The sequence below is a fragment of the Mesorhizobium sp. ISC25 genome (assembly GCF_042295465.1).
Taxonomy (GTDB): domain Bacteria; phylum Pseudomonadota; class Alphaproteobacteria; order Rhizobiales; family Rhizobiaceae; genus Mesorhizobium.
Window position 1 is genome coordinate 2108730 of record NZ_CP135441.1, and the last position, 17069, is coordinate 2125798.

General features: G+C 62.5%; 16 protein-coding genes. 9 read left to right on the top strand and 7 right to left on the bottom strand.

The features are described from left to right. Window positions 1-404 precede the first annotated feature (404 nt). Window positions 405-557 (top strand): hypothetical protein, encoded by a 153-nt coding sequence (locus tag RQ479_RS10715; protein ID WP_023718367.1) that lies wholly within the window; start codon window positions 405-407, stop codon window positions 555-557. Between the two features lie 29 nt (window positions 558-586). Beyond that, a complete protein-coding gene (locus RQ479_RS10720) occupies window positions 587-781 on the top strand; it encodes a hypothetical protein (RefSeq protein ID WP_376705036.1) in 195 nt (64 codons plus the stop codon). A 78-nt stretch (window positions 782-859) separates the two neighbouring features. On the opposite strand, the gene RQ479_RS10725 is transcribed toward RQ479_RS10720, so the two are convergent. Beyond that, window positions 860-1795, bottom strand: coding sequence for an IS110 family transposase (locus RQ479_RS10725; protein WP_352469387.1), 936 nt, complete (start codon window positions 1793-1795; stop codon window positions 860-862). Window positions 1796-2122: 327 nt separating this feature from the next. On the opposite strand from RQ479_RS10725, the gene RQ479_RS10730 reads away from it, so the two are divergent. Further along, entirely contained in the window at window positions 2123-3625 is a 1503-nt protein-coding gene (locus RQ479_RS10730) for an AMP nucleosidase (RefSeq protein ID WP_352468990.1), read from the top strand. Window positions 3626-3705: 80 nt separating this feature from the next. Further along, a complete protein-coding gene (locus RQ479_RS10735) occupies window positions 3706-4743 on the top strand; it encodes an endonuclease/exonuclease/phosphatase family protein (RefSeq protein WP_376705037.1) in 1038 nt (345 codons plus the stop codon). A gap of 30 nt (window positions 4744-4773) precedes the next feature. Here the strand turns inward: RQ479_RS10735 and RQ479_RS10740 are convergent, their stop codons facing one another. From RQ479_RS10740 to RQ479_RS10750, 3 genes are all read right to left on the bottom strand, one after another. Beyond that, a complete protein-coding gene (locus RQ479_RS10740) occupies window positions 4774-5370 on the bottom strand; it encodes a DUF922 domain-containing protein (RefSeq protein WP_352490868.1) in 597 nt (198 codons plus the stop codon). A 112-nt stretch (window positions 5371-5482) separates the two neighbouring features. Then, a complete protein-coding gene (locus RQ479_RS10745) occupies window positions 5483-7162 on the bottom strand; it encodes an electron transfer flavoprotein-ubiquinone oxidoreductase (protein WP_376705038.1) in 1680 nt (559 codons plus the stop codon). 106 nt (window positions 7163-7268) lie between these two features. Then, window positions 7269-7451, bottom strand: coding sequence for a hypothetical protein (locus RQ479_RS10750; RefSeq protein ID WP_352469009.1), 183 nt, complete (start codon window positions 7449-7451; stop codon window positions 7269-7271). Here RQ479_RS10750 and RQ479_RS10755 point away from each other — a divergent pair. The 3 genes from RQ479_RS10755 to RQ479_RS10765 all read left to right on the top strand — a co-directional run bounded on the left by RQ479_RS10755 (window position 7402) and on the right by RQ479_RS10765 (window position 9889). Continuing rightward, window positions 7402-8046, top strand: coding sequence for a hypothetical protein (locus RQ479_RS10755; RefSeq protein WP_376705039.1), 645 nt, complete (start codon window positions 7402-7404; stop codon window positions 8044-8046). The two genes, RQ479_RS10750 and RQ479_RS10755, sit on opposite strands and share 50 nt — an antisense overlap. A gap of 37 nt (window positions 8047-8083) precedes the next feature. Then, window positions 8084-8965 carry a uracil-DNA glycosylase family protein gene (locus RQ479_RS10760; protein ID WP_292660023.1) on the top strand — a complete coding sequence of 294 codons (882 nt, stop codon included), beginning with the start codon at window positions 8084-8086 and terminating at the stop codon, window positions 8963-8965. A 105-nt stretch (window positions 8966-9070) separates the two neighbouring features. Then, on the top strand, window positions 9071-9889 hold the full coding sequence (locus RQ479_RS10765) for a helix-turn-helix domain-containing protein (protein ID WP_376705040.1): 819 nt from the start codon (window positions 9071-9073) through the stop codon (window positions 9887-9889). On the opposite strand, the gene RQ479_RS10770 is transcribed toward RQ479_RS10765, so the two are convergent. Both RQ479_RS10770 and RQ479_RS10775 read right to left on the bottom strand, forming a co-directional pair. Next, the gene (locus RQ479_RS10770) at window positions 9890-10867 is read right to left on the bottom strand and encodes a DMT family transporter (RefSeq protein WP_376705041.1); all 978 of its coding nucleotides are present in this window, start codon (window positions 10865-10867) and stop codon (window positions 9890-9892) included. It lies immediately after the preceding gene. After that, window positions 10864-11088, bottom strand: a complete 225-nt coding sequence (locus RQ479_RS10775) for a hypothetical protein (RefSeq protein ID WP_376706083.1) — start codon at window positions 11086-11088, stop codon at window positions 10864-10866. Before RQ479_RS10775 ends, RQ479_RS10770 begins: the two co-directional genes overlap by 4 nt. A 154-nt stretch (window positions 11089-11242) precedes the next feature. On the opposite strand from RQ479_RS10775, the gene pepN reads away from it, so the two are divergent. Both pepN and RQ479_RS10785 read left to right on the top strand, forming a co-directional pair. Continuing rightward, window positions 11243-13888: an aminopeptidase N gene (gene pepN, locus RQ479_RS10780; protein WP_376705042.1), complete on the top strand. Its 2646-nt coding sequence runs from the start codon at window positions 11243-11245 to the stop codon at window positions 13886-13888. A 180-nt stretch (window positions 13889-14068) separates the two neighbouring features. After that, window positions 14069-16396, top strand: coding sequence for a PAS domain-containing sensor histidine kinase (locus RQ479_RS10785; protein WP_376705043.1), 2328 nt, complete (start codon window positions 14069-14071; stop codon window positions 16394-16396). 52 nt (window positions 16397-16448) lie between these two features. Here the strand turns inward: RQ479_RS10785 and RQ479_RS10790 are convergent, their stop codons facing one another. Next, window positions 16449-16928 (bottom strand): hypothetical protein, encoded by a 480-nt coding sequence (locus RQ479_RS10790; protein WP_376705044.1) that lies wholly within the window; start codon window positions 16926-16928, stop codon window positions 16449-16451. Window positions 16929-17069: the final 141 nt, after the last annotated feature.

A 17069-nucleotide genomic window follows, 5' to 3' on the forward strand; every position in this document is an offset into this window, starting at 1 on the left:
TGGCTGATCTCAGGGCAAGCTGGCTCGCCTGCGAACGCAGGATTCTCCCCGCATTGCCAGTAGGCTGTCGAGGCGTCGAAAAAAGATCGAGATTCCGGGTACACATCATGAAGCCGCCCCCCATGCAGCCAATTCGTGCGACTCCGGATCACCCGAAGCTTACGACTTGTAGGGGTGGCCTCGATGCGAGTCAATCAAGCGCGTCGATTGGAAAAACGAACGTACTTCCGGGAATCAAAGAGCCCTGGCTGGAGGACAACACCCTCCCGTGTCAGATCCTCCATAGCGTAGAAAACTCACGCCCAGAGATCATCAACCATTTTGAACCCCGGATGAACGGCGCCATCAGAGCCGGTTCAGGCTGGGCAAGGCATTGTCATGCGTGTTGAAGGAGACACCGCGCAATGCTTGCCCGCCGCTTCACCATCGTCTGCCTGCTGATGAGCCTGTTCGGCATGTTGTTCGCCGTCCTTGTCGCCGAAGCCGGCCGGCCGGCCCGCGCGTGGGACGTCGCCATTTCCTGCCGGCTCGGTTGCCCGAACCAGCTTCGCCACTGAACCCGACAGCGAGATTTAGAAACCACGCCATGACCCGCCTCACCGCCAATATCCTCAAGAGCCTTCGGCTTCTGCCGCGGACTGCGCTCATCCTGATGTTTCTGGCGGCCCCGGTCCTGGCCGTGCCGACGATGCGCGCCGATGCTGGTTCGACCATCGAGGCGCCTGCGCCGAGGAAGTCCGGCGTCGGCTTTGTGCTGCTGGTCAGCTTGCGGCGCGGCTAATGCATGTCGCGCAAAGGTGTGCAGCGGTTTTGCGACAACGGCATGGATAAAAACAAGAACCTAAAGTATCCGTTTTGATCAAGGGGTTTTAGGGGCCCATTTTCGCTGCGCCTTGAGGAGAGCGTTTGCGAGGATGATGAGCTTTCGCATCAATGCGGTGATGGCGACCTTTGCGGGTTTTCCTGCCGCCTTTAGCGCCTGGTATTTTGCCTTGAGGTCGGGGTTGAAGCGCATGGCGACGAGGGCCGGCATGTAGAGAGCCTGGCGAACATTGGCCCGGCCGCCGCGAATGAAGGCGCGGCCGGTCCATGTGCCCGACTGACGGGCGACCGGAGCGAGGCCGGCGAGGCTTGCGGCCTGTGGCGGCTCGAGAGTTCCGAGTTCCGGCATGTCGATGATGAGTGCGCATGCGGTGGCATCCGAGACGCCGGGTATGCTGGTCAGGATGTCGAGGCGCTGGGCAAGGTCGGGATCGGCTTTGAGGAGCGTAAGGATCGTCTGATCGATATCGCCGAGCTGACGTTGGATCTGCTTCAGGCGCTCGTTGTTGTGGCGCCTGAGCAAGGCAAGGGTCAGGGTTTTGGCTCTGTTGCTGGCTGCGGTGCGATCCTTGATCAGAGCCGCACGGGCCAGGTGCAGGTCCTTGAGTTCATTGAGTAGTGCGCTGCCAAGCGGCCGCGCCGTCAAAGCCAGCACTGCCCCCATGCGCGCCAGCATGGCGGCGTCGCATCGGTCGGTCTTGGCCAGCTTGCCGGTCGCCTCCGCGAAGCGGCGCGCCTGGCGCGGATTGACCTTGACCAGTGGCAGTCCGGCCTTGGCGAGGCGGCGCTCAAACCCGCGATGGTAAGCTCCGGTCGGCTCGTAGACGATCCGGGTGACCCCGGAGCCGATCCAGCGCATCAGCGCCTTGTGGCCCTTGGCCGTGTTGTCGAAGCGGCAGCTCTCGCCGCTTGGGAAGCGATAGGCGTCCAGCGCCTCTTTCGAGATGTCGACGCCAATGGTAATGTCTGTCATCTTTTGCCGTGCCTCTGCTTGTCATGCGCAGCTCAAACTGCGCGTATCCGTTCAGGCCTTCGGGAAAAGACGAGGGTGATCAAACTTTAGCTCGGCCCTCAAATGGCCAGCGCGTCGACGATCCATCCCTCGCCGCTGACGAGAGAGCTGCTACTCTCTCCCAGCGGTTCATTCTCGCCTCTTCGCAATGAATGTCATAAGACAAGCGCGTCGCATGCGGCCGGACGAACGCGACGCGCTGTAGGCCGCTGGAAAGAAAACGCCAACAGGCGTTCTGAGATCACCTTACCCCCTCCCAACTGCGCGCCCAACTCTCTATATTGGGTCATGGAAAAGCGAATCTATCCCCAAGCCATTGAATCGGTCGTCACGCCGGAGCCGTTTGGCCGACAGAGCTTCAACGATGCCAAAAAGGCGGTCGCGGCCCTGCAGGTGCTTTACGATCGCAATACCAAATTCCTGCGCGATTCATTTACCGCTCTCGCCGCGGGCGGCGACAACAACAAACGCTACCGGGCCTTCTATCCGGAGATCGGCGTCACCACGAGTTCATTCACCCAGATCGACTCGCGGCAGGCCTATGGCCACATGCCGACGCCGGGGCATTTCTCGACCACCGTCACCCAGCCGGCTCTTTTCGAGAGTTATCTCACCGAACAGCTTCGCCTGATCATGCGCAACCACGGCGTTCCGGTCACGGTCTCGGAATCGACCACTCCCATCCCGCTGCATTTCGCCTTTCTCGAGGGCACTCATGTCGACGGCACTGCCGCGGAACGCATCAAACGGCCGATCCGTGACCTGTTCGACGTGCCGGATCTCGACGGCACCGACGACCAGATCGCCAACGGCACGTTCGAAGTGGCATTGGGCGAGGCACGGCCGCTGGCACCGTTCACCGCGCAACGGATCGACTATTCGCTGCACCGGATGTCGCATTATACGGCGACCAGTCCCCAGCATTTCCAGAACTTCGTGCTGTTCACCAACTACCAGTTCTACATCGACGAATTCGTTGCCCGTGCACGCGATTTGATGGCCAATGGGGGTGACGGATACGTCGAGTTCGTCGAGCCGGGCAATATCGTGACCAAAGTCGGGGACAGCGCGCCCGGTGAGGGTGCCGCGCCGCCTCGCCTGCCGCAGATGCCGGCCTATCATCTGAAGAAGCCGAACCATGGCGGCATCACCATGGTCAATATTGGCGTTGGCCCTTCCAACGCCAAGACGATCACCGACCACATCGCGGTGCTCCGGCCGCATGCCTGGGTGATGCTCGGCCATTGCGCCGGCCTGCGCAACACGCAGGCGCTGGGGGATTATGTGCTAGCGCATGCCTATGTGCGGGAAGACCATGTCCTCGACGACGATCTTCCGGTCTGGGTGCCGATCCCGCCGCTGGCCGAAATCCAGGTGGCGCTGCAGGAAGCGGTCGCCGAGGTCACCGGGCTTTCCGGCTACGACCTCAAGCGCATCATGCGCACCGGCACCGTCGCCACTATCGACAACCGCAATTGGGAGCTGCGCGACCAGCGCGGGCCGGTGCAGCGGCTGTCGCAGTCGCGGGCGATCGCGCTCGATATGGAATCGGCGACGATCGCCGCCAATGGCTTCCGCTTCCGGGTGCCCTATGGCACGCTGCTTTGCGTATCCGACAAGCCGCTGCATGGCGAATTGAAGTTGCCGGGCATGGCGACCGAGTTCTACAAGCGGCAAGTAGCGCAGCACCTGACCATCGGCATCAGGGCGATGGAGAAGCTGGCTGGAATGCCGATGGAGCGACTGCATTCGCGCAAGCTCAGGAGCTTTTCGGAAACTGCCTTCCAGTAAATGCCGAATTGCATGTGTCGGTCCAGGTCAGGACATTTCGTCATCTTGATTGAGCCGCATTTCTGCCGATAGACAAAGCGATGGCACGTGTTCTGGACATGACGGTTGCGCTGGCATTCGTCGCAATGCTTGCACTCTCGGCCGCGCTGGTGGCCGGGTTCTTCGGATCGCTGCATCCGGCCCTCGATTCCTTTGCTCATTTCCGCGTCCATTTTTCCGTGCTGATGGCGCTTTGCGCGCTGCCGCTGCTCGCCACCTCGTTTCGCCTGCAGGCGGCGGCCGCATTGCTGTTTGCGGTAGCCTCCTTTGCCACCACGTCGAATGCCTTGCCGCTTTCGCGGCTATGGCAGGTGCAGGCGGCCTACGAAGCCAAACCCGGTGACGAGCCAGTCTACCGCCTGCTGCAGATGAACCTCAGGTTCAACAATCCAACGCCTGAGAAGGTGCTGTCGCTGATCGGCCGGACCCAGCCTGATGTGATCACCCTCGACGAGGTGTCCGAGATGTGGAAGGCAAAGCTTGGGCTGCTATCCGGCGCTTATCCCTACCGGATACTCTGCCCGTATCCCAATGGCGTGTTCGGCGTTGCGCTGCTGTCCAGACGACCGTTTGCCGTAGGCACGGAGCCGCACTGCGACAGCCGCGGCGCGATGGCGATCGCCACGGTCGATTTCGGCGGAACCGACGTCGATGTCGCCGCCATCCACCTCACCTGGCCATGGCCGCACAACCAATCACGGCAGATTGGAGGGTTGTCTGACGAAATCGCCTCGCTTGGCGAGACGTCGATCCTGGCAGGCGACTGCAACGCAGCCCCATGGAGCGCCGCCGTCCGGCGCGTCGCATCGCTTGGCAAGCTGACCGTAATGCCGTCGGTCGGGCCGACCTGGCTCTACAGAAGGCTGCCGGATTTCCTGCGCTTCGCCGGACTGCCGATCGACCAGGTTTTCAGCAAGGGCGCCATCGTTATCCGTTCGGCGTCGACCCTTGAGGACACCGGCTCAGACCATCTGCCGGTGCTGGTGGAGTTTTCGCTACGGTCGGATGAACAAAAGCCGCTCGACGAGCACCAGACGGCGACCGCGCTTGCGGCGCTGCCTGGCGGGACGCGAAGCTGAAAATCCGCAGTCCAATCTCGACCTGGCTTATTACTGGCCCACAAAAGCGCGGATGAGGTGCTCGACAGGGCCGCCGTCGCGATGCTCGTGCGCATCAAAGGCGATCTGCTTTGCCTCGTATTCGGCATAGATGGCATTGATCCGGCGCTTTGCCTCGCGACGTGCCGCGAAACAGTGCGGGTCATCACCGACTGTCAGCCCTCGAACCGACTTTTCGGTGGCCCGCATCATCTGTCTGGCGATGCGGCCATGGGTCTCTTCATGGGCGCGGACGCCAGCGAAGAACCGCTTCCACCGCTTCTGCAGCGCCGGCGACGTGGCTGAGGCTAGTTTGGGATAGGTATAGAAGAGATTGAGCGTCCCGTTGGCCTGGCGCAGGCGGCAGACGCCGTTTTCCGTGTAGGCGTCGAAGGTCCAATCATCGACGCTGTAGCCGGTCTGCGCGATGGCGTGGGTCATGAAGCCGTGCTTCGGCCCACCGCGATCCATGGCCTCGATCAGGGCCGCGCCGGTGGTTCCGGCAATGTTATAAGTTCGTGTTTTGACCAATACTTTAGTGTCGGCCAAGGCTGAAGGGGTGCACAACGCCCCGATCGCCACAGCGCTCGTCAGAACTGCCAGACGCATTTTTCCTTCCTCCCTGTCGCCACAGAAAGGAAACACAGGCAGGCGGTCTATTCAACAATCCTACGGTTGCGCTGCTCCTCATCTTGTTTGGTCCGGAGCCAAACCTTGTGACTTACATGTTCTGGTAGACCGGGCCCTCGCCGCCCTGTGGCGGCACCCAATTTATGTTCTGGTTCGGGTCCTTGATATCGCAAGTCTTGCAGTGCACGCAGTTCTGCGCGTTGATGACGAAGCGCACATCCTTGGCGGCAGGATCGGCGGCGGCATTGCCATCCTTGTCGACCCACTCATAGACGCTGGCCGGGCAGTAACGCGTCGAGGGCCCGGCATAGACGTCATGCTCGGAGCGCTTCTGCAGGTCCATGTCGGCGACGAGCAGATGCACCGGCTCGTTCTCCTCGTGGTTGGTGTTGGACAGGAACACCGACGACAGCCGGTCGAAGGTCAGCACCCCGTCCGGCTTCGGGTAGGCGATCTTCTGGTGCGCGGCGGCCGGTTCCAGCGTGGCGTGGTCGGCCTTGCCGTGCTTCATCGTGCCGAAGGGCGAAAAGCCGAACAGCGTGTTCAGCCACATGTCGAGGCCGCCAAGGCCGACGCCGACAATGGTGCCGAAGCGCGACCATAACGGCTTGACGTTGCGCACTTTCTTCAGGTCCTTGCCGATATCGGTAGCGCGCCAGGCGGCCTCGTAGGAGGCCAGCTCGTCATTGGCGCGGCCGGCGGCTATCGCATCACAGACATGCTCGGCCGCCAGCATTCCCGAGAGCACGGCATTGTGCGAGCCCTTGATGCGCGGGACGTTGACGAAGCCGGCCGCGCAGCCGATCAGCGCGCCGCCGGGGAAGGACAGTTTCGGCACCGACTGCCAGCCGCCTTCGGTGATGGCGCGGGCACCATAGCCCAGACGCTTGGCACCTTCGAAGGTGCCGCGGATCGCCGGATGGGTCTTGAAGCGCTGGAACTCGTCAAACGGCGACAGATAGGGGTTCTTGTAGTTCAGGTGAACGACGAAGCCGACTGCCACCTGGTTGTCCTCGAGATGGTAGAGGAAGGAGCCGCCGCCGGTCTTCATATCGAGCGGCCAGCCGAAGGAATGCTGGACAAGGCCCGGCCGGTGGTTTTCCGGTTTGACCTGCCAGAGTTCCTTGAGGCCGATGCCGTATTTTCCGGGCTCGCGGCCGTCGGAAAGGTGGTATTTGGCGATCAGCTGCTTGGCCAGCGAGCCACGCGCGCCCTCGCCGATCAAGACATATTTGCCCATCAGCGCCATGCCTGGTGCAAAGCCCGGGCCGTGCGTGCCGTCCTTCTCGACGCCCATGTCGCCGGTGACGACGCCGGTGACCGCACCGGCCTCGTTGTAGAGCAGGCCGACCGCGGCAAAGCCCGGATAGATCTCGACGCCCAGCGCCTCGGCCTTGGTCGCCAGCCAGCGGCAGACATTGCCGAGCGAGACGACATAGTTGCCGTGATTGTTCATCAGCGGCGGCATCAGGATATTGGGCAGACGGAACGAACCGGCGGCGCCGAGAACCAGGAAATGGTCATCGGTGACCGGTGTCCTGAAGGGATGACCCTCCTCTTCGCGCCAGCCGGGCAACAGCCGGTCGATGCCGATCGGATCGACGACGGCGCCGGACAGGATGTGCGCGCCGACTTCGCCGCCCTTTTCCAGCACGACGACGGAAAGCTCGGGATTGACCTGCTTGAGACGGATGGCGGCAGCGAGGCCGGCCGGGCCGGCGCCGACGATGACCACGTCGAATTCCATGCTTTCGCGTTCGATATCGCTCATCGACCCCTCACTGGCTCGCTAGTCCCGGCATCTTGCTGGCTCACGCGCTGCATAGCGCATCAAATAGCGACGGGAAACCGGCGCGGACGTGACAATACCGATTTCGTCAAAAAGTCACGTCCTGCCGCACAGATTCGCCTTGGCGAGCATCAATCTTCAATCCTATTCCGTTTGCAGAGATATGTCGCACCGATGTTTTTAATTGTTCGACGGCTTGCTTATCGGCCATACTTCCCGCCATGCGCATATTCGGGCCGGCTGGCTTTTCATCGACGCGCTTTTTTTTCACGCCCGGCCGGATTTGCCGTGCGGCACTCTTGGCGCTTCTGTCGCTGACGGCCCTCGCTGCGCATGCCGAGCAGCAACTGGTCTGGGCAACCGGCGCCTATTCCTTTTCCGACGAGCGCGGCGGCTTCCGCATCACCGGGGCTTCCGGCATCGGCACGAAGGAGGATCCGCTGGTCATCACCGAAGAGCTGAATTCAGCGACGCCGGTAACGCTGGCCATTCGCACGACCAAGCCGATCCAGCCGTTCGGCAAGGCGGGAGACTTCGCCAATGGTCTGATGTACATGCGCATCGACGTGCTCAACAATAGCGGCCAGGCCTGGGTCGAGTTCCAGTTCGAACTCCAGGAGATCCTCGACCAGCCGAGCGTGTTCGGGGACGGGCTGTCGTTCGACCAGCGCAACAAAACGCCCGAAAATATCTGGTCGAGCAGCTACGCCGATTTCGACCGCAATTTCGAACCCTATGACCGCCTGCTGTTCAAGAACGGCAAGATCGACCCGCTGAAGACCGCCAGCTTCTATTTCCTGATTACCGACTACACGCCGCGCTGGACGTTCTATCTGGTGCAGGATCCACGCATACCGTCGAGCTGAACTTGCAAATTCAAGCTCCGCGGCCGAATGTGAAACCATGACTGCCGCCCCCCACAATAGCCGAGCCGATCTCGCCGAGTTGCTGGCCTTCTACGCCAGCGCCGGCGTCGACGAGGCACTTGAAGAACAGCCGGTAAACAGGTTTGCAGAAGCCAGGCCACCGGTGCGGGTTCCTGCGGCGGCCGCTATGCCGGCCGGTGAAAATGCGGCGCCACAACGCTCGACGAGCGTGTCGCGCGCCGAAATGGGCGAGAGACCGAATACAGCACCGGCAATGCGAACGTCCCCGGCCATGTCAACGGTGCCCGACGAGGCGCAAGCGGCATTGGCGCGGCAACTGGCGAGATCGGCGGCAAGCCTCGACGAGCTTCGCCAGCACATGGCGGCATTCGACGGCTGCAATCTCAAATTCACCGCCAAGAACCTGGTGTTCGCCGACGGCAATCCGACTGCCGAGGTGATGCTGGTCGGCGAAGCGCCGGGGCGCGACGAGGACATAGAGGGCTTGCCGTTCGTCGGCCGCTCGGGCCGGCTGCTCGACCGCATGCTGGCCGCGATCGGTCTTGACCGGACATCTGCCTACATCGCCAACGTGATTCCCTGGCGGCCGCCGGGCAACCGCACGCCGACGCCGCACGAGACCGAGATCTGCCGGCCGTTCATCGAGCGGCAGATCGAACTGGTCAATCCGAAGGTGCTGGTCAATCTCGGCGGCCCGTCGGCAAAGACCCTGCTCAACACCTCCGAAGGCATATTGCGGCTGCGCGGCAACTGGCGCGTCCACACGACCCCGTCCGGCGTCGCCATTCCTGCCATGCCGACCCTGCATCCGGCCTATTTGTTGAGAACGCCGGCGCACAAGAAGCTGGCGTGGCGGGATTTCCTCGAAGTGAAGGCGAAGTTGCGGGCGCTTGGGTAAGATTGCCGAGCGCGTCTTCCGTTCTCCCCTTGCGAGGAAGGAAGGGCGGCATCATGACCTCGCAGGTAATTGAAATGCTCCCACTGCCGGCCTAGTCATCTCGTCATGACAGCAGCCCAGATTTCCGCCGGCAGTCTCATTCGCGAATGGCGTACACGCCGGCGCATGAGCCAGCTCGACCTTGCTATGGAGGCCGAGATCTCGCAGCGGCATTTGAGTTTCGTGGAAAGCGGCCGCGCCGCACCCTCGCGTGATATGGTGCTGCATCTGGCGGAGCAGCTTTCGATCCCGCTCAGGCAGCGCAACCAGCTGCTGCTGGCCGCCGGCTTTGCCCCGAGCTTCAGCGAACGACCACTTGACGATGCCTCGATGGCACCGGCGATGGCGGCGGTCGAGACCGTGCTCAAGGCGCACGAGCCTTTCCCGGCGCTTGCCGTGGACCGGCATTGGAACCTGGTGTCGGCGAACGCCGCCATCGGCCCGTTCCTCGCCAATGTCGCCGATGCCTCCCTGCTGAAGCCGCCGGTCAACGTATTGCGCCTCAGCCTGCATCCCGGCGGCATCGCACCGCGCATCGTCAACCTTGCGGAATGGCGGACGCATCTTCTGGAGCGGCTGAAGCGGCAGAACGACGCTACCGCCGATCCGGTTCTGGTCGAGCTCGAGCGCGAGCTTCGGGCCTATCCGTCCGGCCTTAAAGGCAGCCGGCCAGCGCCGGTCGAACCGAACGCGATTGTCCATCCGCTCAAGCTTGCCCATGGCGACGCGGTGCTGTCGTTCATCAGCACCATCACCGTGTTCGGCACGCCGCTCGACGTGACGCTGTCGGAGCTGGCGATCGAATCTTTTTTCCCCGCCAACGAGCAGACGCGGGCGGTGCTGATGCGGCTGGCGAAAGAGCGGACCGACGCAGCGAAGGGCTGATCACCCTTCCGGCGCGACGGCCTTGCGGGTGCGGGTGCGTTCGAGACCCAGCTGGCGCTCGCGCCAGATGATGAAAATCCCCGCCGCAACCACGATCATGCCGCCGACCAGCATGTTGATCGTTGCGACGTCGCCAAAGACCAGATAGCCGACGACGACGCCGAGGATCATCGAAGTGTATTCGAAAGGTGCCACGACGGAAGCCTCGGCATGGCGATAGGCCGAGGTCATCAGGATCTGGCCAAGCCCGCCGCAAAAACCCGCGGCAATCAGAAGCCCCGCCTGTGCTGGCGTCAGCGCCTGCCAGCCAAATGGCAGCGAAAGCAGCGCCATGACGCTCGCAGTTACCGAAAACCACAGCACGATGGTCGCCGTCCGCTCGCTCTGGACGAGGTTGCGAACCAGGAGCATGGCGATGGCCGAGATCGCCGCGGCTATGAGGGCGGCGATGACGCCGAGCACCTCCTGATCGCCAAGGGCAGCGCCCGAACTGAGCAGCGTCAGTTCCGGCCATGAGATGATCAGCACCCCGACCAGGCCGACGGCAACCGCACTCCAGCGATAGATGCGGATGGCTTCGCCGAGGAAGATCGAACTGAACACCACGACCAGCAGCGGCTGCGCGTAGTTCAGCGTGATCGCCTCCGGCAGCGGCAGCCGCGTCAGCGCGAAGAAGCCGAGCCCCATGGCACAGACACCGACGACGCCGCGCGCAATGTGGTTGAGCGGGCGCTTTGTCGAAAAGGCGGTTCCGAGTTTTCCCTGGAAGGCGAGGAAGGCGATGATCGGAAAGATGGCAAAGAAGGAGCGGAAGAAGACGATCTGGCCCGCCGGCACGGTGCCTGCCGCCTTGATGCAGGACGACATGCCGACGAAGACCGCCACCGATACGATCTTGAGGACGATCCCGGTCAGCGTGCTGTGTTCGCCGGCGTGGTCGCCGGCAGCAAGCACTGGCAAGTCCGGTTCGGCTGTCACGCCCCTTTTGCTTCCTCGATCGCCGCCCAGATGCGCGCCGGCGTTGCCGGCATGTCGATATGCCTGATGCCGTAGGCGCGGTAGATCGCGTCGGTCACCGCATTGAGCGCGGCAGGCGTCGAGCCGATCGTACCCGCCTTCCTGGCGCCTTTGAGGAAGGCCTGATCCTCGCGACGCAACACAGAGGCGCTCATCCCGAATTTCGGCGTGACGACGGTCATGGAAGCCTCGCGATGATGCTTGGGAGATGATCGCCTGAAATAGACGTCGCTGCAGTTTTGTCGAGGGAGCGTTTCGTGTAAAGAGCGCAGACTTCAAATTATTTGGACCAGCGGACCCGCCCGCCGCTCCCGGATCGACAGGAAAAATCAAGGAATGCGCACAGATACCGGCCAGGTCTTCAAGCTCGAAGACTATCGCCCCAGTGATTATCTCATTCCGGAAACCAGCCTGACTTTCCGCCTTTCGCCTGAAGCAGCGCATGTCACCGCCGTGCTGACGGTCGAACGTCGCGACGGGATTGCGGCGTCGGTGCCACTGGTGCTGGATGGCGACGGGCTGACGCTCCGCAGCATCGCCATCGACGGCCAGGAACCGAGCCCTGCGGATTTTCTCACCACGCCCGATCAACTCACAATCATCAGCCCCCCTGCGGTAAGGCGCTTCCAGCTGAGAATTGAAACCGTGTTGGCGCCGGCGCAGAACGAAGCGCTGATGGGCCTCTATCGCTCCAGCGACGTCTATTGCACGCAGTGCGAGGCCGAAGGCTTTCGCCGCATCACTTATTTCCTCGACCGTCCCGACATCCTGTCGGTTTATACGGTGCGCATTGAAGCTCAGCGCCGTGAGGCGCCGCTGCTTTTGTCCAACGGCAACCCGGTCGACGGCGGCGAGCTTGCCGCCGGCTGGCACTATGCGGTCTGGCATGACCCGTTCCCCAAGCCGTCCTATTTGTTTGCGCTGGTGGCGGGCGACCTCGGCAAGATCTCGGACAGTTTCGTTACCCTGTCTGGTCGCAAGGTCGAGCTCGGAATCTATGTCGAACCGGGCAAAGAGAGGCTCGCCGGCTACGCCATGGACGCTTTGAAACGGTCGATGAAATGGGACGAGGAGGCGTTCGGCCGCGAATACGACCTCGACGTCTTCAACATCGTCGCCGTGTCCGACTTCAATATGGGCGCGATGGAGAACAAGGGTCTTAACATCTTCAACGACAAGTATGTGCTGGCCGACCAGGAAACTGCGACCGACGCCGATTTCGCCAATATCGAAGCCATCATCGCGCATGAGTACTTCCACAATTGGACAGGCAATAGAATCACTTGCCGCGACTGGTTCCAGCTTTGCCTGAAGGAAGGGCTGACGGTTTTCCGCGACCACGAATTCTCCGCCGATCAGCGCTCGCGCGCCGTCAAGCGCATAGCCGAGGTTCGTACGCTGCGCGCCCATCAATTTCCCGAGGACCAAGGGCCGCTGGCGCATCCGGTGCGGCCGCGCCGCTACCGCGAGATCAACAATTTCTATACGGCGACGGTCTACGAAAAGGGCTCGGAAGTCGTGCGCATGATCCATACTATCCTCGGCGCCGAGACGTTCCGCGCCGGCATGGACCTCTACTTCGAGCGTCACGACGGCCAGGCGGCGACGATCGAAGACTTCATCAAAGTGTTCGAAGACGTCACAGGTCGCGACCTGTCGCAGTTTTCGCTGTGGTATCATCAGGCCGGTACGCCGAACCTGACCGTCAGTTCGGCGTATAATCCGGCAGCGCGCGAATTCACGCTCGAAATCGAGCAGTCAGTGCCGCCAACGCCGTCGGAAAGCCGCAAGCGGCTGATGCACATCCCGCTTGCCTTCGGCCTGGTTGGCGCCGCCGGAGAGGCGATAGCCAATAGCGGCGTCGAAGGGGCGAACGTCGAGGATGGTGTCATCCATATCCGCAAACGCCGCCATGTCGTCAGGTTTTCCGGGATTGCCGAGCGTCCGGCCATGTCGCTCAACCGTGGCTTTTCGGCGCCGGTGACGCTTTCGGTCGAGCAGCGGCCCGACGACCAGTTTTTTCTGGCTGGCCACGACAGCGACGCCTTCTCGCGCTGGCAGGCGTTCAACACGCTTTTGACCGATGCGCTGATTGCAGCCTTCCGTCAGATCCTGGACCACCGGCAACCCGAGTTCAGTGCCCGGCTGACCGAGCTTGCCGGCAAGATAGCCGGCGACGAAGCACTCGAACCCGCCTATCGGGCGCTGGCCCTGGCGCTGCCCGGCGAGGCCGATATTGCCCGCGACATAGGCAAGAACATTGACCCCGACGCCATTTTCGCGGCGCGCGAGGCGCTGGCGGTTGCGATCGCCGAGACCAACAGCGAGATATTCTCCAAACTTTACGATCGGCTCGCCGACAATGATCCGTTCAGCCCGGATGCGACCAGTGCCGGGCGGCGGGCGCTGCGCAATGTCCTGCTGGATTATCTCTCCTTGCTACCGGGAGGTGCGGAACTCGCTGCCCGGCACTTCCAATCGGCGACCAACATGACGGATCGGGCCGCGGCATTGACCGTGCTTGCGCACCGTCACCACGGCTCACCTGAGGCGACCAAGGCGCTGGCCGATTTCGAGGCGAAATATGCAACCGATCCGCTGGTGATGGACAAATGGTTCCAGATCCAGGCCAGCGTGCCCGGCCCGCAAACTGTCGACGCGGTGCGCGCCTTGACCAGCCATCCGGCGTTCTCGATGGCCAACCCGAACCGGGTACGCGCGCTCATCGGCACGTTCTGCAGTGCCAACCAGACCGGCTTCCATAGCGCCGACGGCGAGGGCTACCGGCTTTTCGTCGAAACGGTGCTGCAGGTCGAAAAACGCAACCCGCAGGTGGCCGCCAGGCTGGCGACGGCGCTCAGGTCGTGGCGCTCGCTCGAACCGGTGCGGCAGGCCAAGGCAAGGGAGGCGTTGCTTTCGATCGCCAATACCGAGAAGCTGTCGGCCGATTTGCGAGACATCGTCGAGCGCACCCTCGCCTGACAACGCGCCAACTCACCACCACAATGCCATCCCGCCCGAAAACCCATTATTTTAGTCGATTTTTAATCTTTTTTCGCCGCGCCTCTGGACAAGGCGAATCACGTTTGATTCTTTACTGACGATTCGGAAGTGCGGCGTTGCCGGATCGCCAAGCAGATTGAAAATCGGGGAGTGCCATTTATGGCGAAGGCGGACGCGTGGGGCGCGCCCGGTGGGACGGCTTTTGAGCGACGCGAGGCGCGAAGCGACGGTCTCGCAGGCAATACGCGGCTCATCGCCGAACCTGCCTACCGACGGCTGCTGGCAGCCGAGCCGCTGTTGCGGCGATCGATACCGGCCCTCATCATCATGTTTCTGTTGATCATCGCAGTGCTGCGCTTTCTGTCGCTGATGAACGAGCGCGACGAGATCGAGCGCGACGCCAAGGCGATCCTTGCGCTGGCCGCCGGCCAACTGGCCAGTTCGATCGCCGCCGACGCGACGGTGGTTTCCGCGCCCGGCGCAATCCAGGACCTGTTGGAGAGCACCGGTCGTCAGGGCGCGATGGGGCGAAGCCACGTACTGGCGATCACCGACAGCGCTTTCAAGATTATTGCCGTATCGCCGCAGTCGATGCGCTGGGAGGGGCGATCGCTCGATGGAGTCGTCCAGGGCGGGCAGCCGCTGTTCATGTTCGGCAACCGCGCCGGGGTGATGGAGGTCAGCATCGGCGGACAGGACTGGTACGCGGCAGTGAGCCTGGCGAATGGCCGAAGGGGTGCCGCGGCAGCGTTTGTGCCGCAGGAGGCAGTCTTTGACGCCTGGCGCAAGACGGTCTCGCTCAACGTCACGCTGTTCGTGCTGACGGCCGGCGTGCTGATCATCATCCTCTACGCCTATTTCGGCCAGGCGGCGCGCGCCCAGACCGCCGACCGCATCTATCTCGAAGCCCACCAGCGCATCGACATGGCACTGGTACGCGGCCGCTGCGGTCTGTGGGATTGGGACATGGTGCGCGGCAAGATGTACTGGTCGCGCTCGATGTACGACATGCTGGGCTACGAGCCTTGCGACACGATGCTGTCGTTCGGCGAAGTCGACGAAATCATTCATCCCGAGGACGGCGATTTGTTCGAACTCGCCAGCAGGATCGTCGCACGCGAGATCGACCATATCGACCAGGTGTTCCGGATGCGCCATGCCGACGGGCAATGGGTTTGGATGCGCGCAAGAGCACAGGTTATCGATCCGGAAGCGCCGGAGATCCAGCTGATCGGCATCGCCGTCGACGTCACCGAGCAGCGGCACCTGGCGCTGCGCTCCGAAGCCGCGGACCTGCGCCTGAGGACAGCCATCGAAAACATCAACGAATCCTTCGTCTTGTGGGATTCGTCCGAGCGCCTGATCATGTGCAATTCCAAATACCAGCAGGACAACGGCCTGTCGGATCGCGACGTGATGCCGGGCGCTCCGCGCGCCGTGCTAGAGGAACGCATGCTGGCCTTCGCCTCGGAGCGGCGGCTTGCCAATACCAACGGACCGCAGGGGGGCGTGACCTTCGAGCGCCAGCTTGCCGACGGCCGCTGGCTGCAGGTGAACGAGTTGCGGACAAGGGACGGCGGCACTGTCTCGGTCGGCTCCGACATCACCCAGATCAAGCTGCACCAGGAGAAGCTGGTCGACAGCGAGCGCCGGCTGATGGCGACAATCCACGACCTCAGCCTTGCCCGCCGCGCGGAAGAAGAACGGGCTCGTGAGCTCGTCGAGCTCAATCGCAAATACATGAAGGAAACCGAGCGCGCCGAAGCGGCAAACCGGGCCAAATCCGAATTCCTGGCCAACATGTCGCACGAGTTGCGCACCCCGCTCAACGCGATCATCGGCTTCTCGGAACTGATGGAACGGCGGCTGTTCGGACCGCTGGGTTCGCCGCGCTACGAAGAGTATGCCACCGACATCAACGGCAGCGGCAAATATCTCCTCGGTGTGATCAACGACATCCTCGACATGTCGAAGATCGAGGCCGGCCAGTTCGCGCTGGATCAGGAAGAAATCGATCTCTGCCCGCTTATCAGGGAAACGGTTCGCGTCGTTTCGCTGCAGGCGGCGGAAAAGTCGATCACCGTCGAAACCCGCATCGCCGATTCGCTGACGCTGTTCGCCGACCGCAGGGCGATCAAGCAGATCCTCATCAACCTTCTGTCCAATGCGGTGAAGTTCACCGGGCAAGGCGGCCACATCTCGGTCAGAGCCCGCAGCATTTCCAGCGCGCTGATCCTGACGATCGAGGACAATGGCTGCGGCATCCCGAAGGCGGCGCTGAGCAAGCTCGGGCGGCCATTCGAACAGGTGCAAAACCAGTTCTCCAAGAGCCATGCCGGCTCCGGCCTCGGCCTCGCCATCTCGCGCTCGCTGGCCGAGCTTCAGGGTGGCGCGTTGAAGATCCGCTCGACCGAAAGCATCGGCACGATCGTCTCGGTACGCATCCCGATCAAGAAAACCGCGCAGGCGGTCAGGGCCGCTGCCTGAACGACAAAATAAATCTCCGGCGGCTCGCGCCGCCGGAGCGGTTATCAAATTCTCACTGCATGCCGTCAGCGCCACCATTGCCCTCGCCGTCCCATTGGCGGTGACGGCCGGGACCCTTCGGCAGTTCGTTCTTCTCGATCTTACCGTCATTGTCACGGTCGAGCATGGCGAAGACCTTCTTCTGACGGCTGGCGATGTCGTCGGCGGTCGGCGTGCCGTCGCCCTTGGTGTCGTGACGGGCGATGATGCGCCTGGCCATCTGCTCGAAGCGCGCCTTCTCCAGTGCGTCGGCGAGCTGTGCCACGGTCAGCTTGCCGCCATTGTCGGCGACCATCTTCTTCAGCCGCGCGTTCATGGCGTCGGAGAACTGGTCGAAGGTGATGGTGCCGTCATTGTCCTTCATTACCTTGCCGAGTCGCATCATCATGCCGTCGCGCGGCCCGGCGCCGGAGTGCTCGTCTGCATAGGCTGCGGTGCCGACTGCGCCGGCCAGGGCTGCGAAAACGAGTGCAAGTCTGGTTGTCTTTCTCATGGTCTTCTCCTGTTGCATCGTCACCCCCGATGCTAGAGCGGCGGACCTTCAATCCCCCGCTCTAATCTCTTTGATTGAACATCGGAACCTCCCAAAAACAGGTCGCAATGTTCGGTCCGATGCTCTCGCCCGTACGGCTGG